25 protein-coding genes are annotated in these 23,487 nt (G+C 56.6%); 13 read left to right on the top strand and 12 right to left on the bottom strand.

Annotated elements, in window-relative coordinates; all coding sequences use genetic code 11:
* The first annotated feature begins 30 nt into the window (after positions 1-30).
* The 7 genes from ABD796_RS25610 to ABD796_RS25580 all read left to right on the top strand — a co-directional run bounded on the left by ABD796_RS25610 (position 31) and on the right by ABD796_RS25580 (position 4,691).
* On the top strand, positions 31-1,062 hold the full coding sequence (locus tag ABD796_RS25610) for an HD-GYP domain-containing protein (RefSeq protein ID WP_344913358.1): 1,032 nt from the start codon (positions 31-33) through the stop codon (positions 1,060-1,062).
* 87 nt (positions 1,063-1,149) lie between these two features.
* Positions 1,150-1,359 (top strand): YneF family protein, encoded by a 210-nt coding sequence (locus tag ABD796_RS25605; protein WP_344913356.1) that lies wholly within the window; start codon positions 1,150-1,152, stop codon positions 1,357-1,359.
* A gap of 43 nt (positions 1,360-1,402) precedes the next feature.
* Positions 1,403-1,996, top strand: coding sequence for a GTP cyclohydrolase I FolE (folE, locus tag ABD796_RS25600; RefSeq protein ID WP_344913354.1), 594 nt, complete (start codon positions 1,403-1,405; stop codon positions 1,994-1,996).
* A gap of 125 nt (positions 1,997-2,121) precedes the next feature.
* Positions 2,122-2,925, top strand: a complete 804-nt coding sequence (locus ABD796_RS25595; RefSeq protein WP_344913352.1) for a hypothetical protein — start codon at positions 2,122-2,124, stop codon at positions 2,923-2,925.
* A 15-nt stretch (positions 2,926-2,940) separates the two neighbouring features.
* The gene (locus tag ABD796_RS25590; RefSeq protein WP_344913350.1) at positions 2,941-3,288 is read left to right on the top strand and encodes a hypothetical protein; all 348 of its coding nucleotides are present in this window, start codon (positions 2,941-2,943) and stop codon (positions 3,286-3,288) included.
* Between the two features lie 135 nt (positions 3,289-3,423).
* A complete protein-coding gene (locus ABD796_RS25585) occupies positions 3,424-3,873 on the top strand; it encodes a flavodoxin (protein ID WP_344913348.1) in 450 nt (149 codons plus the stop codon).
* Entirely contained in the window at positions 3,822-4,691 is an 870-nt protein-coding gene (locus tag ABD796_RS25580; RefSeq protein WP_344913346.1) for a hypothetical protein, read from the top strand. The genes ABD796_RS25585 and ABD796_RS25580 overlap by 52 nt, the downstream gene beginning before the upstream one ends.
* A 110-nt stretch (positions 4,692-4,801) precedes the next feature.
* Here ABD796_RS25580 and ABD796_RS25575 read toward each other — a convergent pair whose 3' ends face one another.
* Positions 4,802-5,779: an alpha/beta hydrolase gene (locus tag ABD796_RS25575; RefSeq protein ID WP_344913344.1), complete on the bottom strand. Its 978-nt coding sequence runs from the start codon at positions 5,777-5,779 to the stop codon at positions 4,802-4,804.
* 273 nt (positions 5,780-6,052) lie between these two features.
* Between ABD796_RS25575 and ABD796_RS25570 the strand changes: the two genes are divergently transcribed.
* From ABD796_RS25570 to ABD796_RS25555, 4 genes are all read left to right on the top strand, one after another.
* The gene (locus ABD796_RS25570) at positions 6,053-6,796 is read left to right on the top strand and encodes an IclR family transcriptional regulator (protein WP_344913342.1); all 744 of its coding nucleotides are present in this window, start codon (positions 6,053-6,055) and stop codon (positions 6,794-6,796) included.
* Positions 6,797-6,908: 112 nt separating this feature from the next.
* Entirely contained in the window at positions 6,909-7,166 is a 258-nt protein-coding gene (locus tag ABD796_RS25565) for a GlsB/YeaQ/YmgE family stress response membrane protein (protein WP_344913340.1), read from the top strand.
* 54 nt (positions 7,167-7,220) lie between these two features.
* The gene (locus ABD796_RS25560; protein ID WP_344913338.1) at positions 7,221-7,628 is read left to right on the top strand and encodes a YtxH domain-containing protein; all 408 of its coding nucleotides are present in this window, start codon (positions 7,221-7,223) and stop codon (positions 7,626-7,628) included.
* Between the two features lie 86 nt (positions 7,629-7,714).
* Positions 7,715-8,230: a hypothetical protein gene (locus tag ABD796_RS25555; protein WP_344913336.1), complete on the top strand. Its 516-nt coding sequence runs from the start codon at positions 7,715-7,717 to the stop codon at positions 8,228-8,230.
* A 143-nt stretch (positions 8,231-8,373) separates the two neighbouring features.
* Here ABD796_RS25555 and ABD796_RS25550 read toward each other — a convergent pair whose 3' ends face one another.
* The 11 genes from ABD796_RS25550 to ABD796_RS25500 all read right to left on the bottom strand — a co-directional run bounded on the left by ABD796_RS25550 (position 8,374) and on the right by ABD796_RS25500 (position 21,777).
* A complete protein-coding gene (locus tag ABD796_RS25550) occupies positions 8,374-8,709 on the bottom strand; it encodes a hypothetical protein (protein WP_344913334.1) in 336 nt (111 codons plus the stop codon).
* A 203-nt stretch (positions 8,710-8,912) separates the two neighbouring features.
* Positions 8,913-9,680, bottom strand: coding sequence for a sigma-70 family RNA polymerase sigma factor (locus tag ABD796_RS25545; protein ID WP_344913332.1), 768 nt, complete (start codon positions 9,678-9,680; stop codon positions 8,913-8,915).
* Positions 9,677-10,135, bottom strand: a complete 459-nt coding sequence (rsbW, locus tag ABD796_RS25540; RefSeq protein WP_344913330.1) for an anti-sigma B factor RsbW — start codon at positions 10,133-10,135, stop codon at positions 9,677-9,679. The genes ABD796_RS25545 and rsbW overlap by 4 nt, the downstream gene beginning before the upstream one ends.
* Positions 10,136-10,156: 21 nt before the next feature.
* Positions 10,157-10,501, bottom strand: a complete 345-nt coding sequence (locus ABD796_RS25535; protein ID WP_344913328.1) for an STAS domain-containing protein — start codon at positions 10,499-10,501, stop codon at positions 10,157-10,159.
* Between the two features lie 233 nt (positions 10,502-10,734).
* Positions 10,735-11,259 (bottom strand): hypothetical protein, encoded by a 525-nt coding sequence (locus ABD796_RS25530; protein WP_344913326.1) that lies wholly within the window; start codon positions 11,257-11,259, stop codon positions 10,735-10,737.
* Between the two features lie 64 nt (positions 11,260-11,323).
* Positions 11,324-13,963 carry an ATP-binding protein gene (locus tag ABD796_RS25525; RefSeq protein WP_344913323.1) on the bottom strand — a complete coding sequence of 880 codons (2,640 nt, stop codon included), beginning with the start codon at positions 13,961-13,963 and terminating at the stop codon, positions 11,324-11,326.
* A complete protein-coding gene (locus ABD796_RS25520; RefSeq protein ID WP_344913321.1) occupies positions 13,960-15,117 on the bottom strand; it encodes a PP2C family protein-serine/threonine phosphatase in 1,158 nt (385 codons plus the stop codon). The genes ABD796_RS25525 and ABD796_RS25520 overlap by 4 nt, the downstream gene beginning before the upstream one ends.
* A gap of 193 nt (positions 15,118-15,310) precedes the next feature.
* Complete coding sequence (locus tag ABD796_RS25515; protein ID WP_344913318.1) at positions 15,311-15,661, bottom strand: YflT domain-containing protein; 351 nt, start codon at positions 15,659-15,661, stop codon at positions 15,311-15,313.
* Between the two features lie 283 nt (positions 15,662-15,944).
* The gene (locus ABD796_RS25510; protein ID WP_344913316.1) at positions 15,945-17,252 is read right to left on the bottom strand and encodes an ABC transporter substrate-binding protein; all 1,308 of its coding nucleotides are present in this window, start codon (positions 17,250-17,252) and stop codon (positions 15,945-15,947) included.
* Positions 17,253-17,361: 109 nt separating this feature from the next.
* Entirely contained in the window at positions 17,362-18,246 is an 885-nt protein-coding gene (locus tag ABD796_RS25505) for an AraC family transcriptional regulator (RefSeq protein WP_344913313.1), read from the bottom strand.
* A 213-nt stretch (positions 18,247-18,459) separates the two neighbouring features.
* Positions 18,460-21,777 carry a carbohydrate binding domain-containing protein gene (locus ABD796_RS25500; RefSeq protein ID WP_344913311.1) on the bottom strand — a complete coding sequence of 1,106 codons (3,318 nt, stop codon included), beginning with the start codon at positions 21,775-21,777 and terminating at the stop codon, positions 18,460-18,462.
* A 234-nt stretch (positions 21,778-22,011) separates the two neighbouring features.
* Between ABD796_RS25500 and ABD796_RS25495 the strand changes: the two genes are divergently transcribed.
* Positions 22,012-22,176 carry a DUF1328 domain-containing protein gene (locus ABD796_RS25495; protein WP_138883151.1) on the top strand — a complete coding sequence of 55 codons (165 nt, stop codon included), beginning with the start codon at positions 22,012-22,014 and terminating at the stop codon, positions 22,174-22,176.
* 223 nt (positions 22,177-22,399) lie between these two features.
* Complete coding sequence (locus tag ABD796_RS25490; RefSeq protein ID WP_344913306.1) at positions 22,400-23,299, top strand: fumarylacetoacetate hydrolase family protein; 900 nt, start codon at positions 22,400-22,402, stop codon at positions 23,297-23,299.
* Positions 23,300-23,487 lie beyond the last annotated feature (188 nt).

Below are 23,487 nucleotides of genomic sequence, written 5' to 3'. Positions count from 1 at the left end.
TACGCTGTAGAAGTAGGGGGCGTTCCTCGTTTGAAATACGTGAACATCGATCAGGTGGAATCCGGACAATTTTTGGGCAAAGCGATATTTGCCAGCAACGGAACGGTTTTGTTGTCCGAGGGCGTTCAACTGACCGTGTATATGATTAATACGCTGAACCGGATCGGGGCGACGATGCTGTATATCAAGGACCCGACCTTGGCGGACGTGGAAATTCCCGAGGTGCTGTCCGACGAGACGAAGCGTCAGGTCATGAAGCAGATGCTGGAAACGTTCGATACGGTCAAATCCGGCAAGGCGTTCGATACGCGCTCGGTGAGCCTTAGCATCGACGCTTTGCTGGAGGATGTGACCCGCAACCGCGAAGTGCTGATCCAACTGTCGGATATCCGGACCAAGGATAACGAAGCTTATGTGCATGCGCTGAACGTCTGCACGATGTCGACGATGATTGGATTGAACATGAATTTGAGCCCGGCCCATCTGAAAGAGCTGGCTATCGGAGCTTTGCTGCACGATGTGGGCAAGGTGGAGCGGCTGGTCGACGACGAGTCGGAGGACCCGAGGCGCCACCATACGTGGAGAGGCTTCGAACTGCTCAAGCAGAAGCAGGAGTTCAATCTGCTGATTGCCCATGTGGCGCTGCAGCATCATGAAGCGCCGAACGGCGAAGGCTTTCCTCGCAAGCTGATGGGGGATCAGATTCACATTTATGCACAGATTGTGGCCGTAGCCAACATGTTCGACAATTTGCTTAACAATTTGTCGGACCGAGGCAAAAGGATGCTGCCGCATGAAGCTTGCGAGCATATGATGGCGATGGCGGGAACGGCGCTCAGCCGCGACGTCTTGATTCATTTCCTTCGTACCGTCTCCATCTACCCGACAGGCACGTCCGTGCGGCTTTCCACGAAGGAAACCGGCGTCGTGGTCGGCCAGCACCGCGGGCTTCCGGGGCGCCCTGTCGTCCGCGTCGTGCGGCAGGTCGGAGAGGAAATCGAGGTCAAGGAGATCGATCTGGCCAAGCATACGACCGTATTTGTAGAGAGCGTGTTAAGTTAGCCAAAAGCGATTTGAAGTCGGTCCGGTCTCATGCTATGATGAAGGGGTTTCGACAGATAATAGAAACATATGTTGGGGTGAATCGGAATGTGGGCTTGGATTATTCCCATTGTGACATTGATCGCCGGTCTGGTGGGCGGTTTTTTTATCGGCGTGTACTACTTGCGCAGGCAGATGGAAGCGATGCAGTCGAATCCGGAGATGCTGCAGCAAATGGCTAAGAAGATGGGCTATAACCTAAACAAGAAACAGATGCAGCAAATGCAGAGTATGATGAAAAACCAGAAGTGGAAATAAGAGACGCTGCATCTCCCGCGCAAGGCGAGGAGGAGGGAAACCAATGGCTGGAGTGAAAGATTATCGTAACGATCATGTGGATCGCAACCGGGAACGCATCGAAGAGCATGTTCGCGAGATTTTGCGCCTGATCGGTGAGGATGTCGAGCGGGAAGGGCTGCTCGAGACGCCGGCCCGGGTTACCCGGATGTACGAGGAAATATTCGCGGGCTATTCCATAGACCCCCGCGAGGTGCTCGGCGTCACGTTCGATGAGAAGCACGAGGAACTCGTCATTATTAAGGACATTGTGTATTATAGCCAATGCGAGCATCATATGGCGCCCTTCTTCGGTAAAATTCATGTCGGCTATTTGCCCAGCGGCAAAATTGCCGGCTTGAGCAAGTTTGCCCGGCTCGTCGAGGCGGTAACGCGGCGGCTTCAGGTACAGGAGCGCATTACGTCGGATATCGCCAATATTCTCGTCGAAGTGTTGAAGCCTCATGGCGTCATGGTCATCGTGGAGGGCGAGCATCTATGCATGTGCTCCCGCGGAGTCAAGAAGCCGGGCAGCAAGACGGTGACGTCCGCCGTACGGGGGCAATTCGCCACCGATTCCGCGCTGCGTTCGGAGTTTTTATCGCTGGTTAAGGATTAATCGCGCAATTTGAAAGAGGCACGTCGAAGCCGGTCCGAAAGGGCTGGTTTTTTTGTTCTTGACACTGATAATCATTATCAATATAATGAGAATTGTTATCAATATAGTGAAGGGAGCGCTGTCCGATGCCGCGCCATGCCATACCCCGCGCTTGGAACGATAAGTTTCCTCATGTATCGTCCGTAGCGGTCGCGCCCGATGCCGCTCTATACGCCTCTTCGCTCGGTCAAGGCGTATACCGCATCGACCCGAACGGAGAATGGGAGGCGCTGGAGCGGGAGTGGCCCGAAGGCGCCACCGTCAACCGGCTGTCGGTGAACCGTGGCGTGCTTACGGCATGCACGAGCAAAGGACTGTACGTATATAACAGAGATCGTTGGGAGGCAACCGACGTAGCCGTCCCCGCTTACGGCTTTCTGGAAGGAGGCGGCGGGCGGATGCTGGCCGCTACCCATTACGGCATCTGGTGCCGGACGGAAGACGGCTGGCTGAACTGGGCGTATCCCGATTCGATCATCTACGACCTGCTTTATTTGCCCCAATTCATCGTAGCCGGCCGCGATAACGGCATGGCTCTCTACGATCGGCTGACCGGCGAATGGATGGAATTCGTCCTTGCGGACGCCGTAACGAGCGTGGCGGTATACCGGGGCCGGCTTGTCGGATCGGGAGGTTGCGGTCAGCTTATCGTAGGCAATCGGCGAGGAGGGTTTGACACGTTCAGGCTCCCCGGTATTTTTATCGTCAGCCTGATTTCCAAAGGCCGGGATGTATACGCCTGTACCGATAAAGGACTGTTCCGGCTCGGGATGTTCCGCGACAGCGTCGCGCTGCTTCCGGTCAGACTCGGCTTCCCTGTGGCTGATGCCGACTGGGATGGGGAAACGCTAGTGATGGCTACGCTGTTCCGGGGCATCGAATCCATATGAGGAGGAGGGATCGGCGTGATTGTCGTCGTACAGCGGCTGTGTCTGAGGCATGGCTGCGGCAAAAGCATGCTGAGCGGAATCGAGGCGTTCAAGCCGCGGTTCGGCATTCGCAAATGGACCTCGATTGAGGTGCTTTCGGCCCGAAGTCCTGAGCAGTACGAGGAATATATCGTCACGACCCGGTGGGAGCTGACGGGAGAACAGTTTGAACGCGTACATATCGACTGGTACGGAGCGATTATTGCCAATTTGCCCGCTTCGGGCATCATTCGCTACGAATGCTCCTGCTATGACACGGTGCTGAAGCAAGAAGAAGATATTTTGCTGCCCGAGCTGTGCGCGAAGGACGGAAGGAGGGGTTGACGTGAGTTTTTTGCTGGCAACGGCGGTTATTTTGCTGCTGGTCAATATCGCACTTGTCGTCTTGTACGCTCGAGGTGCGGGCAGACAAGGGTAAGGCTTCGGTTGGGATAATATAACTTGGGGAGGACAAGATTCATGAAAGTCATTGTCGTTTTTGCAAGCATGACGGGCAATACGGAAGATATGGCCGATGCGGTCGCGGAAGGAATTCGCGAAGCAGGGGCGGAGGTTGTCCTGAAAAACGTGCTCGATGCCAACGCATCGGAATTGACGCAATACGACGCATTCGTGCTCGGCGCTTATACGTGGGGAGACGGCGAGCTGCCGGACGAATTTCTCGATTTTTATGACGAACTCGACGATCTGGATCTCTCCGGCAAATATTCCGCCGTCTTCGGCTCCGCGGACTCCTCGTATCCGGAATTCGGCAAAGCGGTCGATCTGCTTGTAGAGAAGCTGGAGGAGATGGACACGGTCCGAATCGCTCCGCCTTTAAAGGTCGAGCTGGGCCCGACCTCGGAGGAAAAGGAAGCTTGCCGGGAGCTGGGCAGGCAGGTGGCGGCGGCCGCCACAGGCGTGAAATGATTGCGAGGGCGCCGGAAGCGAAGAGCGGAGCGGTCAGAACGGGGATACGTCTCATCGAAGATTATAGGCTGGAAGAGCTGCTCCGCTGTCCGTTCCGGATGCCGGCGCGCAAGACGGAGCTCTCCGCCCGGACGGCGGCTGACATCGGCTGGAGGCAAATCGTGCAATATTCGGCCAGCCATATCGTCAACGACTACTTCAGCTCCTTGCCGGAGTATCGGACGCAACGCATGATCCGGCATTCAGCGGACAGAAGATGGAGCAATAAGGCGTACAAATTCGAGTCGCCGGACCACTATTGGTTTATACGCAGCAGAACGATCGACAATCTCATCCGCTTCCTCGAGGAGGGACGGGATATCGTACCGATCGTGCTGTTCGAATCGTTCCGCTGCCATATTCCGGCGGTCGCTGCCGACGTTTCTTTTATCGTGCAAATGCTCCATCGACCCGGAGACGATCCGGCGGAGCCTTTTGTTTTGCAAAAATATGTCGTCGACGACGATCCGGCGGTTATCGCAGGGTTCCGTCATCTGGCTGTCCTGTTTTGCAGCGAGGCGTTCGGCGCATTGCCCGGGCGGATCGAGCTGTTCGGTGTGCTAAGCGGCAACCGCTACGTCTTCCGGCCCCAACCGGAGGATCTGGCGAAAGCGGCCGACTATGTAAGCTTGCTGCGCGATTATATCCCGTATGCGTCGAAGGCGGACTCTGCTCCCGCCAGCCGGGAGGAAGTATGCGGCAAATGCGCCTTGCGCGTGGAATGCGACCGCGAGGACCGGCATACGTCTGCGTCATTCCGCCGGCATTTGCTTCATTAACGAAGCCCGAAGCCCGTCCCGGTGGCGCCGCCCCAAGTCCTGCGCCGTTCCCGCGAGAGCGGCGCGGACGATGTAACCGCGAAAGGAGCGGGCGAAGCCGCTTGATGATGTTAGTAAGAGTCGGAGGAGACACGGTTCCAGAACGCCATCGTACGCTTCAAATATTCTTTTTTGTTCGCTTTGTACAACAACTCGTGCCGGCCTTCGGGCAGCAGCCACAGGCTCGAACGGGGCGATGTCTGATTCTCGTATATCAACTCCACGACGTCATAGGGGGCCTTGACGTCTTTCTTGCCGTGGATGAAAAATAGTGGAATCGCGTAATTCGATTCTTTCACGGTCTGGTACGGAATTTGCTCCATGCTCGTGCCGTTCAGAATCGGGAAGAAGAAGCGGATCAGCGGCAAAGAAGGGAATCGCGGCAGATCGACCTGCTGCTTGATGTTGTGGAACATCGTATCGGGTTCGAGCAGGAACGTGCTGTCGAGAATCATCGCTTCGATTTCCTTGCTGTACAGCGCCGTCTGCAGGGCGGTGCCCGCGCCCATGGAGAAGCCCCAGACGTACGTATGCTTCATGCCTTGGTGTTTGACGAAATCAATCGCGCCCTGCAGTTCGCGGGATTCCCGCACGCCTCCGGTGACGGACAGATTGGGCTGCACGTAACCGTAGTCGAACAGCAGCACGTTGAAGTGCTGATTGTTTAATTCTTTGGCCAAACTATACAAAGGGACCCACAGCTCTTCGCGGTTGCCGCCGTAGCCGTGGGAGAAGACGACCACTTTGTCGGAGCCTTCGGCGGGGATAAACCAGCCGTTCAGGGCGCTGCCGCCGTCGGAGCTCGTGAAGCTGACGTCCTCGTAGGGAAGACCGACGGCCAGAAGCGGGTTGGAGCTGAGCGGGGCGATCGCCGGGCGGGCCAGCATCCAGGCGATATAGCCATGGAAGGCGAGAATGGCGCAGGCAAATAATCCAAACAAAATAGCGAGAGGCAGCAGGATCCACATTTTTTTTCGCGAAGTTTTGGTGGGAGCGTTTTCAAATGCCGGTGGGTTGAATACGACGGCTGGGGCCCGAGTCGTTTCCATGGTAGATCCCTCCATATTCTGGGCTGTAATGGGGACAAGGTTGCAAGGGATAGGCATGTATGTGTGATGCGATTGAGGATGTCGACAAGTCTGTGTGTCTAAAGGATACAGTTACTATTATCATATGGCTTCAAGCGCCATCCGGTCAATACAGGACATACAGGAAAAATATAGAAAGCGTGTTGCTTCTGCATCTTTACGACCGGAAGACGAATCATGTATACTAGAGTAAAACTTGGTTTCATATAATGAAACACATGGAGCGGATGGAAGATGGACGATACGAAGCTGACCGTACGCGCCGTCGAGCGGGCGCTTGATATATTATCTGTATTTACGGACGATACGGAATTGAGCCTGACCGAGATTTCCGCCAAAACGCAGCTGCACAAAAGCACGGTGCACCGTCTGCTCGCTTCGCTGGAAGGCAAAGACTTCATCACCCGCAATGCGGAGACGGAGAAATACAGGCTCGGCTTCCGCATCTGGGAGCTTGCCGCCAACCTGTCGCAAAGCGACGATCCGGCAACGCTGCTGCAGCCCGAGATGGAGCGTCTGCGCGATGCGCTCGGCGAAACGATCAGCCTGTACGTGCGCGACGGCCGGGAGCGTATCCGGATCCAGGCGGTGCAAAGCAACCAAGCGATCCGGCGCGTCGCTCCGATCGGAGCCCGGCTGCCGCTTAACGTAGGCGCATCCAGTAAGGTGCTGATCGCTTTCGCCGACAAGGACGTTCAGGACGAGGTGCTGGCTGAGCTGGAATGGTCCGGGCAAGCGGAGAAAGCCGCGTTCGTGAAGCAGATGGGGGAGATCAGCCAGCTCGGCTACGCCACCAGCGTGGAAGAGCGCGAGCCGGGAGCCGCGGCCGTCGCGGCTCCGATATTCAACCGCTCGCATCGGCTGGTCGCGACGTTGGCCGTATCCGGGCCGTCCAATCGGCTGACGCTGGCCAAGATGAAGGAACACGCCGCTTTGATTATCGGGACGGCGAACCGAATGGGCAAAATGTTGAAGTAATGGCGGCAGCGTTCCATCTTCCGGCGGAGACGGGAATGCTGCTGTTTCACGTTTACGGGGCAGGGGTAATAATCCGTAAGGCGGCCGACAGACAGGAAGGAGGGGTGTCCTGATGTGGGGACTACTAATCAGCATTCTGATGGCGGTATTAATCGGAACCATCGGAGAAGCCCTCGTGAAAAGCGGCATGCCGGGCGGTCTTCTCGGAGCGATGGTGGCGGGATTTGCCGGAGGCTGGCTGGGCTCGTACCTATTCGGCGACTGGGGGCCGATCATCGGCGGATTTGCGGTCATTCCGGCCATCATCGGTAGTGCGTTGTTCGTATTCGCACTCGGACTGCTTTCTCAGGCACTGCGGAGAACAGGGTAATCCGTAAACCCCATCGTTTACACATTCCAATTGATATAGAAGGAGGCAACACTTATGAAGGAAACGATCAAAGGCGCAGTCGTTGGAGGGATCATCGGTGCGGCGGCGGCATTGCTGCTCGCTCCGAAATCGGGTCGGGCGCTGAGGCAAGACCTGATGCGCAAATCAGAGGAGATGTACGACAAGACAGCGGAAGTGACGGAGAGCGTCCGCGAGAAGACGGCGGAGCTGGCCCGCGACATTCGCGACAAGACAAGCGAACTGAAAAGCAGCGTGCTGGACAAAGCGGCAGACCTGGCCCGCGAAGCCGGGGATACGACCCGGGAAGCGGCGAAGAAGCTGAACGGCAAAGTCGAGGAAGCTTCGGATAAAGCGCGCGACTTCGTAACGGCCGCTGCGAACAAATCCAAGGAAGCGGCCGACCATGCCGCCGACGAGGCGGACAAAAAGCCTACGCATTGACCGCCAGCGGGAGGCTGGCATCCGGGGGCTGCCGCAGGGCGGCTTCCGCGCTGGCCGGAAGTGAATCGGACAGGAGGCAAACCGATATGACGAATCCGAACCTTAACGTGACAAGGCCTTATGAGGAGTTCAATCAGGCGTTTGTGCGTCTTGGCTTCTTGCCGGCCGAGAGGGAAGGGCGCAAGGTCATTCAGCTTACGTTCTTCTCTCCCGACCGCAGCGACAAAATCGTGTACCGAATTCCGTTTATTTCCGATGATTCCGAACGCATCACACTTCTCGTTCAGGAGGCCGAATTCGGCGGCGGATGGGGCGGCAGCAACATCATCCCCGAAGGCATCCAGGAGGAAGCGCATTACAAGCTGTGTATCCTGGTCGGGCAAACGGTGGAAGAAGCCGCCGGAGAACTGTTCCAGGAAGCCGATGCCTGCTATGCAGCCTTTTCTGACCGCTGGGAAGAGGAGGACGGGCAAAGCGCGGTGAACGGCGTCATGGCCCCGGAGGAGCAGGATTTGATCCGGCTCGGCAAAGAAATGAAAGCCATGAAGACGAATTCGGAGCTGGAGCAGGAAGGGCTGATTCCCGACCCGATCCAGAATTAATGAGGAACTAAGAATAGGTATGGCAGAGCCGGGGGCAGCGCCTCCGGCTTTTTAAACGCGACTCGCGGCAAATCGGGGTTGCGCTACGACCGAAAACCAGGCCCTGACCCGGCCTGGTTTGCTTTCTTGCTTGATTATCGAAACTATCCGGCGCTCATATCCGCTTTGCCGGCCATAAGCTCGTACCATTCGGGCTCGGATAAACGACGCTCCAGCACCCACTGAACGGCGATCGGCTCTCTTTCGGGTCCGATCAGTTCATTCTCTTTCAAGTAATAGCCGTGCTCCTTCGCGATCCGGTAAGCGATGCAGAACTGCTCGGCTGCCTCGATGGCCATAGGCAATGCCCCGAATTCGCCCAGCGCGCGGCCGAAGCCGAGCGGATTGCTCTTGGATTGAATGCTTAGGGTAAAACCACGGCCATCATCGCATACCAGTACGTCACTTTCAAAACAACGGATTCGATGTTTGACTTCCATGACGCTCACCGCCTGTCTTTGATTTGCAAGACTACTATCACTGGATAGTTATCATTACACGGATTGGCGGTCGTTGAAACCGGTTTCGCAAAGTTTCCCTTTGCCATTGCCCGCCGGGCGCGCGATACCGCGGCACGGGGAAGAGGCGCAGGCTCGACCGGAATGACCGGTTGCGGCATGCGCCTCTTCGGGGACAACGGCGGCTAAAGGTCTTTGCCCTCCAGCAGCGTTTTCAATTTATCGGTGGCCCGCTTCAGGATGCGGGATACGCTCATTTGCGATACGTGCAGCTCTTCGGCAATCGCCCGCTGGGACAATCCGGCCTCATAGACGAGCGACAGCACTTTGCGCTCCTCGGGCTTCAACTGAACGAAAGCCGCTTCCAAGTCCATCCGGTGTTCGACCGAGTTGTAATCGTCCGCCGGGGCGCCGATCAGATCGCCGAGCGTAGAAGCGGAGTCATCTTCGGAGACGGGGGTGTCCAGCGAGATGTAATGGTACAGCTCTCTTCCGGCGAATACCTCCATCGTCTCCTCGTAAGAGAGTCCGAGATGGGCGGCGATCTCCTCGACATTCGGGGAACGCTCGAGACGGACGTTCAACTCGTCGATCGCATGCTGGAGCAGCGCCCCCTTTTCCTTGATGCGGCGGGGAACCTGGATGTACCAGGACTTGTCCCGCAAATAGTTTTTCATATGCCCAATGATGCTTTTCATGGCGTAAGGTTCGAACGGGCTGCCCATACCGGCGTCGAACTGGCCGAATAATCGGAGAAGCGCCATTTGCCCGACCTGAATCAAGTCCTCGTATAGATCGGGGCGGTTGCGTGACATTTTGCCGGCGGCCATTTTGACCATAGGTTCGTATTGCCGGATGAGCGCTGTCGCCAAATCCTCCGTGGGATGGGTCTGGTACTCCACAATCATCGCGACGGATTCATTCGGGGAAGGCCAAGCCGGATTTACACTCATGCCATCTCCTCGCTCCTAGACCGACGTTTGGTCAAGACGACCTCGGTGCCGTTCTCGCTTCGTACCTCCACCTCGTCCATAAGGGCTTGCATCAGGTATAAACCGAGACCGCCGGCTTGGATTTCATCGAGCGTCTTGCCGTGCAGCGCAGGAGAAGCCGAGCCTTCGGGGGCCGGCTCGAAGCTGCGCCCTTCATCTTTGACGATAATCGTCAGTTCGCGTTCTGCGGCGTAGAAACGGATCTCCATCATACCGGACTGGCCCGCGCCGTCATAGGCATGCAGTACCGCATTGTTGCATGCCTCGGACACGGCCACCTTCATGTCCTCGATCTCCTCGTAAAGAAATCCCAGCTTCGAGGCGATACCATACAACGTCAGTCGGACCAGATCGACGTATTCCGCCAAAGCCGGAACGCGGAGAGTTACAGTCGGTTCAACAGGGTTCAGTGTCATCGTTATGCTCTCGTTCCTTTCTTAAATAGGCTTGGCGGCAGACGGTCCGCCCTGATTGAGGAAGGGGGTGATGCCCGTCATGTCGAACAGCTTCTTGATGTGCGCGGGAACGGCTTCGACCGTGAACGAGCCGTTGCGGGCGTGGCGCGCTTTCAGCACGGAGATCAGAATGCCGATGCCAGTGCTGTCGATATATCGCAACTCTTGCAAATTTAACGTAAGAATCCGGTCGCAAAGCTCGACAAGCGGCTCCATGACGGAGCGCATTTGGGAGGCGACCTCCAGGTCAAGCTCTCCACTAATATAAACGGTGCACCGGCCCTCCTGCGTTTCGGTGCGCATACGAAATTTATCGGAGGAATTCATAGCAGAACGTTCATCTCCTTTTGACGGATGTCTATTCCCATTTAACCATAACAGCGGCATTTGAAACAGGGCGGATGAATCGACGCCAAAGAAATGTGTCGCGAATGTAACTCGGCATGGATGGCAAGCTGGACCGCAGCCGGCCAATAGCCTAAGAAAAAGCAACTGTTTCCGACAAGCCCGGCTTGTCGATAAACAGTTGCTTTTTCCCGCTGTAAAACGGCTTGTCCGCGCTACAGGATGTCCATGGCCCCGCCCTCGCGGAGGGCCGATTCCGCATAAGGCCGGCCGGCCGGGTCGCAGTCGACGACGACTAGCAGGTCGCCATGCTCGATATGGTTCAGGCACTGGGACGAGTCGCTATCGTCCAGGCCGAGCGCCAGCAGCTGCTCCTTGGCCAGCTCGGCGTTGTCGTCAGTCAGCGCCGACCCTCCGAGCAAGGGAGCTGCATATCCTTCGGCGCTGCCCGCAGGAGCAATTCCCGAAGCATCAACTCCTCCGTAAGCGCCTCCCGCCAGACCGAGAGGAATGACGGGAACGCCGCCGGGGGAATACATACGCCGATCCGGGCTCTCATGCGGGCCGTTCTCGTACAGACGCTCTACCGGCACGTCGGTTTCCGAATGTGCCCTCTGCGCCTGATCGCTCGTACCGGCAATGACTCTTACGGCCTCCGAGCCGAAGCCGTGGCTTTCCAGAGCCTCTACCGCGCGCACCACTTGCGAATCCTTTGCGAATATGCCGATCGCTCTCTCCATCGTCATCTACCTCCCCAATCGTGATAGGGTATATTACCCGCACGGAAGAGGGGTGAAACCGTCTTTATGTCGGCAGCGCGGCTTTCCACCGGGCGATGGAGAACGGCGGCTGAAGCAACAGGCCCTTGCTGTCGGCAAGGGCGGCGGCCTCCTGATCGTCCGCGTTGTCCGCCAGGACGACGACAGGGATGCTCCCGTCGATTTGTCGACGAACGATATCCGCCGCAAAGGGCAGTCCGGCAGTCAGGACGAGCAGGGCATACGGCTCTGCTTCCGGCTCTTGCGGGGCTTCCGCCTCGCGCAGCCTGTCGATCAGGTGCGCATCGGCCGTGACGACCGTATAACCGCTGCGCCGCAACAGAGCAGCGGTCAACCAGGCCCGGTATGGCCGAATGTCGGCGACGAGCGCCCGTCCGGCGGACGAAGGAGTGGTATCGGCAGCTGCCGATAGCTCCCTTCGGGCCGAGCTCTCCTCATCGTACGTATCCGGATCGATCGTCATCGTCTGAATCGTGAAAACGAACAACGCGCCGTCCCGCTCTCCCGGGATGACGCGGATCGTTCCGCCCATCAGCTGTACCAGCGACTTGCATATCGCGAGCCCGAGGCCGGTGCCGCCGTACCGGCGCGACATCGTGGCGTCCAGCTGCGAGAAGGGCTGGAACAGCTTGCCTTCCTTGCCTTCCGGTATGCCGATCCCGGTATCCTTAACGGCGAACTCCAGCGTAATCGTCCCATTCTTTCGGCCAGGGACGGGCTGGGGGGCCGGCGCCGGCTTCACTTGGCGAACGAGTACGTAGATGCCTCCCGTCTTCGTGAACTTGACTGCGTTGCCGATCAGGTTGGCCAGCACTTGGCGCAGTCGCGACGGGTCTCCGACGACGATAGGGGGGATGCCCGGCTCGATGTCGATGGCCAGCTCCAGCTCGCGCTTGGACGCTTCCGCGCGGAACAGGTCGGCGGCGTCGGCAATGCACGCTTCCAATAGAAAGGGATGCTCTTCCAGCTCCATCCGTCCGGACTCCATTTTGGTAAAGTCGAGAATATCGTTCATGACCGTCAGCAGAGCGTCCATGCTTTTGCGGATCATCATGGCGTACTCCTGCTGCTCTTCGTTCAGGGGGGACTCCAGCAGCAGGTCGGTCATGCCGGTCACGCCGTTCATCGGCGTACGGATTTCGTGGCTCATGACGGCCAGAAATTCGCTCTTGGCCCGCGAAGCCAGCTCCGCCGATTCCTTTGCTTCCAGCAGTTGCAGACTTTGGTTCTGAAGAAGCTCCTCCGATCGCTTCAATTGCCGCGTATGCTCCTCCAGCAGCTCGTTGGCGCGCTGCCGCTTGCGTGACTGCTCCTGCATCTCCTCGGCCAGCGCCTGCGATTCGCGCAGCAGTTGTTCGACGCGCAGGCGGTCGTAGATCGTGTTCAGTATCGTGCCCAGCTTCTCGGCGAGATGCTTGAGCAGCTCGCGCTGAATGAAGGTGAACGGCTTGACGCAGGCCAGCTCGATGACGCCGGTCACCTCGTCGCGGAAACGGACGGGGTAGATGATGATCTGGGAAGGGACGGTACTGCCGATGCCCGAACGGATGGCGACATAGTTGTCGGGCATGTGATCGACCGTGATCGGTTTGCCGTCTTTGGCGCATTGTCCGACGAGTCCTTGGCCCAGCGGGAATACAGAGGTTGCCTCCGGCTCCTCCGGGCCTGCGGCGTACAGGCCGTGAAGTTGTAGGGCCTTCAGCGGCCCTTCGCCGTCCCGCAAATAGATAGCGCCGTACTGGGCGCCAAGCACCGGCGCAAACTCGCTGATGAACGTCTGCGCTACCTGCTTGACAGCGGTCATGTCTTCCAGCAGTTCGGTAATGCGGGCCATGTGGGTGTTCACCCAGGCCTGCTCCTCTTTGGCCATATTAAACTTCGTTTCCAGCTCGTTCTTGGCATGAAGATCCATGGCGATCTGTTTGAATACGCTGGCAAGCTGTCCCAACTCGTCCTTGGCATGCACCTCGATGCGCATCAGCGAGCGGAGCCGGTTCTGCCCGAATTTTTTGGCCATTCCGGTAAGCAGGTTGAGGCCCTTGGTAATGTTCGGTATGACCCACAGCATGATGCACAACCCCAGAATGGTACCGGCAACGGAAAGCGCTGCCGTCGCGCTGACCGATTGCTTGTACAGATCCTGCGAATCGGCGATCTCGGCATCGAGGGAGAGCTGGTGATAGCGGGACAAGCTTTCGAGGCTGCCCAGAAAGTCTTTCAGCGCCTCATTGCCATCCGCCTTGCTGTATTCCAGCGCCTCGGCGGTCTTGCCGCTCCTCAATATGTTGAATACAGTATCCATATACATGCGGAAATGGTCGGCTTCGCGGGAAGCCGCATCGATCAGCTGCTGCTCGGCCGGTTCTTGCACCCGCTTCTGCAAATCGCCCAGCTGGCCGATTACGGCATCGACCTGTCCCCGGATCGAGGCGAAGCGCGCCTCATCGGCCGTATTGTCGAGCAGGATGTTGGTCATCTCGCGGGCGGCCGTATGAACGTCGCCCTGCAGGGTGGAAGTCAGCTTCACCTTGGCGTAGCGCATCTCGTAGAACCGTTCCAAGGCGTCGTTCATCGTGGCCATGCGCTCGTAGCCGATCGTCGTGATGACGATCAGCAGAACGACGAGCATGCCGTAACCCATGACGAGCTTGGTTTTGATCTTCACTCCGCTCCCGCTCCTTTTTTGACCTCGACGACCACAAGACAGCGGTCATCCTGACGCGTATCCGGACTGGCATTTTGAAACAGCTGCTTTTCCAGCTCCAACGGACATGTCGACGTATGGATCAGCAGATCGAGCAGACGGTCCACCCGCTGTTCATCCGCCGAATCGAGCGACTCAAGGACGCCGTCCGTATACAAGTACAGTCGATCCCCTGCGCCGATGCCGAGCGTGTGCTTCTCGATCTCCAACTGATCGAACAGGCCAAGAGCGACGCAGCCGCGCTCCAGCCGGACGGGCGGAGCGCCGTCGCCGCGCATGAGCAGGCCGGGAGGATGGCCGGCGTTAACGTATTCGATCGTCCCCTGCGCCGTGTCCACCACCACGTAAAGGCAGGTAAAGTAATATTGAATCAGCGGATTCGAAAATTGCAGCTGCATCATGCGGCGATTCAGCTCTCGCACGACATATTCCGGATCGACCTGGGTCAGGATGGCATCCCTCAGGGAAGAGGCGACGAACATGCAGACGAGCGAGGAGGAGATGCCGTGTCCCATCGCATCGATAATCGCAATGCCGTAGCGGTGCCGGTCGATTTTGTACCAGGCGTACAGATCGCCGGCCAGGTCGTCGGCAGGCCGGTACAAGCCTTGGATGGATAGCGCCGGCTCGTGAAGCGGGGATGGAAGTGCAGAGGCCTGCACCTGCCTGGCCAGCTCAAGCTCCTCCCGCAGCCGCCGGTCGCGCTCTTTGTGCCAGTCCTTCTCCGCCTTCAGTCGCAGGGCGGCGCGTATACGGGCAAGGAGCTCGATCCGGTTGATCGGCTTCGTGACGAAGTCGCAGGCACCGGCATCCAGCGCCTCGGCAAGCTTGAGCGAATCGCCTACCGCCGTAACCATAATGACTGGGATATCCCGCAGCCGGTCCGATTGCTGGACCCGGCGGCACGCCTCGATGCCGTCGATGCCGGGCATCATCATATCCAGCAAAATCAGATCGTAGTCCGGCGCCGGCGGCGCGGGCTTGTCCATATCGAGCAGCGCAAACATCTCGTCGGCCGAAGAAGCAGTGCTGATGTTGGCATACCCGGCCTTCTTCAGCATTTCCCTGACAACCATGACGTTCATCGGATTGTCGTCTACTATCAAAATCCGCATCGTACTCGTACTCCTTACTTATGTGAATAGCATCGGGTTCGGAGCCATAGGTGTGTTTCCATACTAGCCTATCGGCGCAAATGCTGTCTACTGCCAGTATAAACGACAAGAAGGAATGAGAGCGCCGGGCTCTCATTCCTTACCGTTTAACGGCATGCAGCCGGCGGATGCTCCGAAGACCCGGCATGTTGCGCTACATCATCCGGTTTGCCGCTCTGACACGGGCCATGACGACTACCTTGCCGCGGTCCATCTCGGCTTCGTAGACCCGCGCCTCCTGCGGGGTACAGCCCATCGACTCCAGCTTGGCGCGAAGCTCGTCGCCCCGGGAGCGAAACATATTCGCGATGCTTTGAATCATGCCTTCTTCTTCCATCGTGACAGTGTTCACATTGGCCGCTCCGGCCAAATATTCGGTTTGACTCTTGTCATGGGCAAGTACGAAAATATCTTCGGCCACATGACCCTGACGGTGTAGGGCGTGAATTTCCTCCATCGCTCTTGCACCATTATCGACCACTCTTACGAAAACTTTTTCGTCCATGCTGAACGCCTCCTCGTTTCGTTGCCCTCCCTGCGCAAATCGCCGTTCGTTCGGCCGGGCTTGTCCCGAATCCGCCGTTGCCGACCCCGCAGCGGAGAGCGAATGCCGATCTATTCCATACTTAACCTGGAGGGGAGCTGCTGAAACAAAAACCGGCCCATATGCGTCAAGCCTAACGAATTCGCGGTCGGCTTAAACCGTCGGCATGCTGCTGATGGCGGGCAAAAAAATAATCCTTCATCGATATGAAGGATTGGAAGAAAGGCAAGGTTTGATTTTGCTGCTACGGCGTCAGGACGAGTTCCTTATTCGCCGTGTCCTCCGCTTCGCGCAGAGCGGTGTTCACATCGGACTGGCCGTCGATCACCTGGGTCAATGCCTTGTTCAAATAAGGCCGTACTTCGATATCGTGAGTTGTTCCGGCAAAAGGAGGGGCGAAGCTGCTCTTGAATATGCCTTGAATGTTTTTCCCCTTGACAGATTTCAAGTTTTCTCCGTACAGTGCCTTGACCGCCGGGTCTTTCAGGGAGGTGAACCGTCCTCTTTTGGTCATGGTCTGTTGATTTTCGGTCGAGGTCAGCACGCTGATCGCCTGGAAGGCTTCGCTCTTATGCTTGCCGAGCGAGGATACCATCAGGAAATGGCCGGTCGAGCCGGCGCTCACGTTCGGCTTCTCCGGGTAGCTGGGCAGCTGAGTGACATCCCAGTTGAATTGGGACTGGGTACCGTGTACGGCTTCCAGGTTGAGGAAGCGCGCATCGTAGCTAAACATCATGCCTACGGTTTGGTCCTTCATGAAATGGTCCAAATTCGTTCCTTTGTTGCCGGGAATCTTATGGAACTCCGACAGCATGGTGACGACTCGCTTCCAGCCGTCGGTCGTGACTTTGACCTTGCCGGTGTTCGGATCGAGGTAAGGGAGAGTCAGCTGGCTGCTCAAGTCGAACAGACCGGTCATCATGGCTCCCCGGTACTGGACGCCGTTAACGTTACGGGAGAACCGTTTGGCCAAATCGAGCGCATCGTCCCAAGTCATTCCGTCTTTCGGATACGGAATGCCGAACGTGTCGAACAAGTCCTTGTTGTAAAACGTGGCAAGGAAGTTTAGCGAGAACGGCAAGGCGGACAGCTGGTTTTTCTCGCTATAGTAACGGATGCTGTCCATGGCGGCCGAATCGAACCGTCCGAGGTCCATTCCGCCTTGTTTGACGTATTCCGTCAAGTCGGAAGAGGTTTTCAGACTGCGGTGTACGGCAATTCGCGAGAAAGTGGTCAAGACGATGTCCGGAAACGACCCCGACGCAATCAGCTCCTTGATCCCGTCATCTCCCTTCGTGTTGACCTGCAGCTCGACCGACACGTTCGGATATTTGGCCTTGATCGGCTGAAGGACCAGCGTTTGAAATTCGTCATCCGTCATCGTGGCGCCATCCTGCAGCAGCACGAGATTCACCGGCTTTGTCGTATCGGCGGGCGGCGGAACCTCCGACGTCTGTTCCGGATTCGGTTTGCTGCTTCCTTGACCGCAGCCGCTGACGAGCATGGCGATCAGCAGCCCGGTGCCCCCGTATTTCACAATGGATGTTGTCATGTCCAGACTCCCTCTTTGCAAGTGATTGTAATCGCTTTCTACTTCTCAGTATACGGAGCCTGCGGCCGGCAATCGATTGGCGATGCGGTCGAGAAGAGGGCCGATTCGGTCATTTCCGGTGTTCTTCCCGATATTTGCCCGGCGAGCATCCGACTTTACGGGCGAACAGTTTGCTAAAAAAGGAAGTATCCTCGTAGCCGACCCAGGCAGATACGACGGCGAGCTTCTCGTCCGTATCGACGAGCAGACGCTGCGCTTTTTGGATGCGGACATGGTGAATGTACTCGACGACGCTGCAGCCGACATATTTATGGAAGTTCCGGTTTAACTGGCGGACGCCGATATGGAACAGTTCGGTCAGCAGAGGAAGCGTCAGCTTCTCGCTGAAATGGCGCTCGACATAGCCGCGAACCCTCTGGACCAGTATTTCGCTGCGGGATACTTTATCGGAGCTTTGCTGACGCTCCTTGTAGTAGCGGGACAGCAGAATGAACAACCCGATCAGCTTCATCCGGATCAGCGTGCGAAAGCCGTGACGCTGCTGCTGCATTTCGGCCAACAGCTCCTCGAGAATGGCGGTAACCGAAGCGGCATCGGAACCGCGCAAGTTCAACTTGTGGTAGAAACGCGCCTCTTTATTCAGAAAGGGCTGCACATAGAAGAAGTCCATCGATTCGGTGGCCTGCATCTCGCGCAGCAGGGTAGCCGGGATGCCGTCGGGCTCGAACAGGCAATTCAATACCTCGATGCTCTCCCCTTCCTGCAGGCCATACCCGTGGGCTTCCCCCGGATTGATGATGAAGACGTCGCCTTCCCGGATTTCATACTGGATGTCCTGAAACAGATGCGTTCCGCGGCCTTCTACCACAAACACCATTTCGACAAACTCGTGGATATGCAGAGCGGGGAGGTCGCGAATATCGTGACGGTTTCGCTGAATCCAGAAAGGGAAATTTTCCGGATGAGAGTAGAGGTCCATAGATTTTTTACGCAAGGCGTACCCTACCTTTCAATAGTATCCGTTTTCATTATAGACGATGGAGAAAACAGGGAAAAGGCAAGGCCAGTGGGGAATAGGTGGCGAACAGCCCGCCATGGACATGAGCGGACTGTTCGCACAAAAGAAAACGGATGATTGGCGCAGGCCCGGCATGATTCGGTCGAGAGCCGGTGCTTTCCGGGCGGCGTTTCTTGCCGATCCTCCTGTTTACTTCGGTATTGCCTTGAGGTAAAAGTCGTCAAACTGCGATAGGCCATCGGCAACCGGATCGGCTTTCAAATAGACCTGAAGCTGGGTCGTATCCGGGCGGGGAGTCAGCTCGATGCGGTTCAAGGTCCAATCGGCGGAAGCGGCTACCGGCTTCCACTCGTACCGGATCGAGCTTGCCCCGTTATTTTTGCTTTCCCGCAGTCCGATGGAGACGCCGGATGTCGATGCGCTTTTGGTCCAAGCCAGTAGCTCATAACGGGTACCGGGTTGGACGGGAACCATGTCGGAGACGATCACATTCCAGTCGTTGGCCGGATCCGGCAGCAGCGCAACGGCGTATTCTCCGCTCCGTCCAGCGCCTTGCTGCCATTGGCCGACGCGCATCGTCCAGTTTTCCGGGGCTGTTGCCAGCAGATTCGGCTTCTCGAAGCCGGGATTGCGCAGCAAATTGTTGTTGACCTCGACCGGTAAGGTTAAGGAACGAATCGGTATGCCCCCCAGCCTGACGTCGATAGCAGGCGTGTACACCTGATCGGTGACGTTCGTCGGCACATAGATCGAACCGGTAACCGAGAGCGTCTGGCCTGCGCTCACCGTTGTCAACGAAGGAAGCTGCACCGTCCAGCCGGTCGGAAACGAGGGAACGAGCCCGATTTCGGTTGGATGCGAGGCGCTGCTGGCCAGCTGCACCGTGAACGGAATCGTTTGTCCGGCATGCGCCTGGATCGACCCGGGGGCCAGCGTTGCTTCTACCAGATTGATATAAGGATAGCGGATCGAGTAGTCGACGCTGACGCGGGTGCCCGGATGATCGGCGTATTCGAACGACAGTGTTGCCCGAAGCGGATAACGGCCCTGATCGATCGCCTCCGTCAGTTGGAAGGCAAGCGTACCGGCGGCTTCCAGTCCCGTGCCAAGCGAGGCTTGCGACCATTGGAGCGGCGACAGGCCGAATTCCGCAGGGAGGCTCGCCTTCACTTGCAGGCTGTTCAGGCTGCTGTCCGACGGGTTGCGAACGGTCATGCTCAATGTATTGGTTTCGCCTTGTCCGATAATTTGTCCCCCGCTCATCTGAAGGGACAGCGAAACGGGAGAAGCGGCGATGGGGCCGAGCAGCGAGCGGATATTCGCCAAGCCGTCCTTCATCTGAGCGGCAGCCGTACCTGCCGAAGCTTGCGCCCAGTCGATCAGGCTGTCCGCGATCGTCAGCGCAGACAGGGCGTCTTCCGCCGCTTGTGCAACATCCGGGGTGGAGGCGGATAAGCTGGCCGTTATTTGGCCCAGCGCATCGTCCAGATCGGATACGCCCGACGTCCAGGCCGGGTCGGCCGAGAGGCTGGCTATCGCTTGCAGACGCTGATCCGCCTCAACGACCCGATGCGTGAACGGCGTGATGCGGTACAGCAGCGATTGCAACGGACCTAGTTCCACGGTCAGCGTATCGTTCGGTATATCCCGCTCCGCTTGCGTGTCTCCATACAGCAGCGTTGCCCGGAAGCCGGTCACATCGAGCGGCACCGATACGACGCGGGACTCGTTTGCGGTGTTGACCATAGCGACAACTTTTTCGTCGCCGTCTTGCCACGCCGTCCACTGCGTATCGGGACCTTGACCGCCGCCCCATTTGGCTTTGCCGGTAATCAGCTCGCCGAGCAGGTCCGTTTCTTCGCGGAAGGCCGTCAGTCCGGGCCAGAGCGCGGATTGGCGCAACGCGAATCCATTCTCGTTGAACGAGTAGTAGCCCAGTCCTTGGGAGCCGTTCGTAATCCCCTGGTAAGCCATATTGCGTATTTGGGCAATGGTAGGCAGGATCGTCCAGACGGGCGGGTTGTACATGGCCTGCAAAATGTTCATGACCGGCTTGGTGCTTCCTGCCGCTTGTTTGGCCAATGCCGTCCGTTCTCCGATCGTCGAAAGGGGCATATACGGGATCGGATACACATCGATTGCGAAAATATCGGTCAGATTGGCGGTAAATTCATAAGCCGAAGCCGGCGCTTCCACCATATAAATCGGATGGACGGGGTCCAGCGTACGGATCAGCCGGTACGCATTCACCAATTCTTCCTTGGTTTTCTTGTTAGTGACCGGCTCATCCATCATCATCCAGGCCAGAACGGCCGGATGGGATTTGAACTCGGTGACGAACTGCTCGATCAGTCCCATATTCTCATGGACCTTCATGTCGTAATACAAAGGGACTGCCACTTTCAGGCCATAGTGCTGCGCGGTATCGAGCATATTGCGCATCGTATTCGGATTATTCGTGCCGTTGGCTTGCACGGTGTTGACGCCGGCAAGTCCGACATAGGGATAGTCGGATAAGGAGACATGATAAGCTAAAATCGGGAAGAACGGCTCGTTGTCCACCTGCAGCGTCCCGTTTTCCGTTAACATTTGCGGACGATCGAACCGGAAAATGCGATCCTCGGCGCGTTCCAGTTCTTGGCCAAGGGCGTCGAGCAGGCGAAGCTCCACCAGATACGGCTCTTGCTTCACCATGAGCGAAGGATCGAATGTCAGATCGAATGGCTGATCGGCGTAGGTGGAGGCCGAGACGGTGATCGGAACGCCGGTTGATTCGCGAACGATGCGGGCCTCCACGCGCTTGTCGTTCAATACGCCGTCATGGGATTGGAATTGTGCCCGGACATGTCCTTCGTTCCGGTCGGAGTAGTAGAACGTTTCGTCGGTCGACAGGTCGATCATCTTGCGGTATTTGTCTAGCGTAAAGCGGATATCGTCAAAGAAAGCGGTTCCAATTCCGTATAAACGAACATAAATAATGACGGCTGTCGCTTCTTTCGGCGCCTCAATGGTGAATTCGAGCGGCTGCCATTCTCCGGTCAGCTGGGAAGTTTTGATTTGATACAGCGAGTCGTAATCCAAATGGTTGGCCGATGTCGTGCTTCCGCCCTTGTAGAACTCCAGCTTGAAGCCCGGACCGCTGCCGGTGACGCCGGTTCCTTTGATCCAGGAGCTGAGCTTGTAGGTTTCTCCTTCCTGAATGGCAATTTGCTGGCGTACCCACGGGTTGCGATTGGTTAACGCCGTTGACAATTGCAGCCCGTACGTACCGGAGCGGGCTGCGGAAGCGGTCAACGACAGTTCCGGATTGCTCCAGCCTTCGAATGGGACCCAGTTAAGCGGCGCTCCGGCGGAGCTTTGCTCGAAGTTCCCGTTCAGCATCAAGTCGTCACCAAGCTCGCGCGCCGCGGCGTCAGGCAGAAATCCAGCGGGCAGTACGGGCAGCAGCAAGGACAGCAGACAGAGCAGCAGCATCGTTTTGCCGCCAAACTTCCTCATCTTGCTCATAAATAGCCTCCCAATCCCAGATTCGGACAAGGTCCGTCTTACATGTTGAAGTGTAGCATAGCCCTGTAGCGCGTACGATTGGCGTTTCGGTCTTGCCTTGTGTCGATTCGGTCTATTCTGCATGTTTGGCCCTGCTGCCCGGAGGGGGCTCTTGTTTCACACCGGTCGAGAGGGGTAATAAAGGATACCGGTAGACGCCGGACAAACTATTCCCGATAGGACAGGTGATGCGATATGTTAAGCTGGGCAGCTCTATTTCTGGTTATTGCCATTGTGGCCGCTATATTCGGATTCGGAGGGATCGTCGCCGCAGCCGCGTCGATCGCCAAAGTGTTATTCTTCGTCTTCCTGATCTTGTTCCTCATCTCGCTCTTTACCGGTCGCCGCGGTTCAGCCTGACGACGACGGCGCTGCATGAGAAGAAGAGAGCGAAGCTGGAAGGGGAGACCCTGTCGAAAGTTTTGCCGGAAGAAGCCCCACCCGTTAGGCGTTAGCCATCGGGGCGGGGCTTGCTTGTTGTTACTTGTATTCGCAAAAGTTGACGATTAATTATATAAAATATATTATATATAATTGTTGAGGGAATGTTTTATAAAATCAGAACTGGAGGAAGAGCAGCTTTATGAAATTTTTTAATTTTTATAAAGAGGGTATATTGAAGTTGGGAATCAAGCATGAATACGGCATGATCGATGTGGAAAAAGCCGCCCAATTTTATCCCTATGACGGGTTACCCGCGCTCCCAACGACCGTAATGGGAGTGATCCGGTCCGGTCCTTCCGAGTATGAGGCATTGAACCGATATATTGCTTCCCTGCCTCCGCCTGAAGAACAAAGTCCATATGGCCTGAATGAGTCTTCCATCATTTGGGGACCATGCGTGGATTCCCCGCAAAAACTGATCTGCGTCGGTCTTAATTACAAAAAGCACGCTTACGAAACGAACCTGCCTATACCCGAATATCCGATACTTTTCAACAAATTCAACAACGCCTTGACTGGCCATGGCGCGGTTATTCCGATACCGTCCGAAACGGTTAAGGTGGATTATGAAGTGGAGCTGGCCATCGTGATCGGCAAAACCGCGCGCAACGTACCGATTGCAGATAGTTTGGACTATGTATTCGGATATTGTATCGCCAACGACGTGTCTGCCCGCGACCTGCAGCTTCTTACCGGCCAATGGATGCTCGGAAAAACTTGCGATTCGTTCTGTCCGCTAGGGCCATACTTGACGACGGCGGACGAGGTAGGCGATCCGAACGATTTGCACATGAAAACAACCGTTAATGGGGATGTGCGCCAAAACTCGCATACATCGGATATGATCTTTACATGTGCGGATACGATAAGTTATATTTCGCGCCACTTTACCTTGCAGCCGGGGGACGTTATTATGACTGGAACCCCCGAAGGGGTAATAATGGGCTATCCTCCGGATAAGCAGCACTATTTAAAGCGTGGCGATGAAGTCGTACTGGAAATCGAGAAGCTAGGCATACTTCAAAACCGATTTTATTGACGATACCACCTGGATGATAACGATCCAGGTGGTTTTCATTTGAAAGATCTACATTTAAGAGAAGCAACAAATAAGTTTGCGGATCAATAACAAGTGTTGCAAAATACATTATCGAAAATATATTATATTAAATATAGCATAATTTTTAAGAAGGAGAACGACGGACGATACGTTAGGGGAGGGAGATG

Source organism: Paenibacillus hodogayensis (assembly GCF_039536325.1).
GTDB lineage: Bacteria > Bacillota > Bacilli > Paenibacillales > NBRC-103111 > Paenibacillus_AB > Paenibacillus_AB hodogayensis.
The sequence above is the reverse complement of the archived record's forward strand: the minus strand, read 5'-3'. Positions and strand labels throughout refer to the sequence as shown.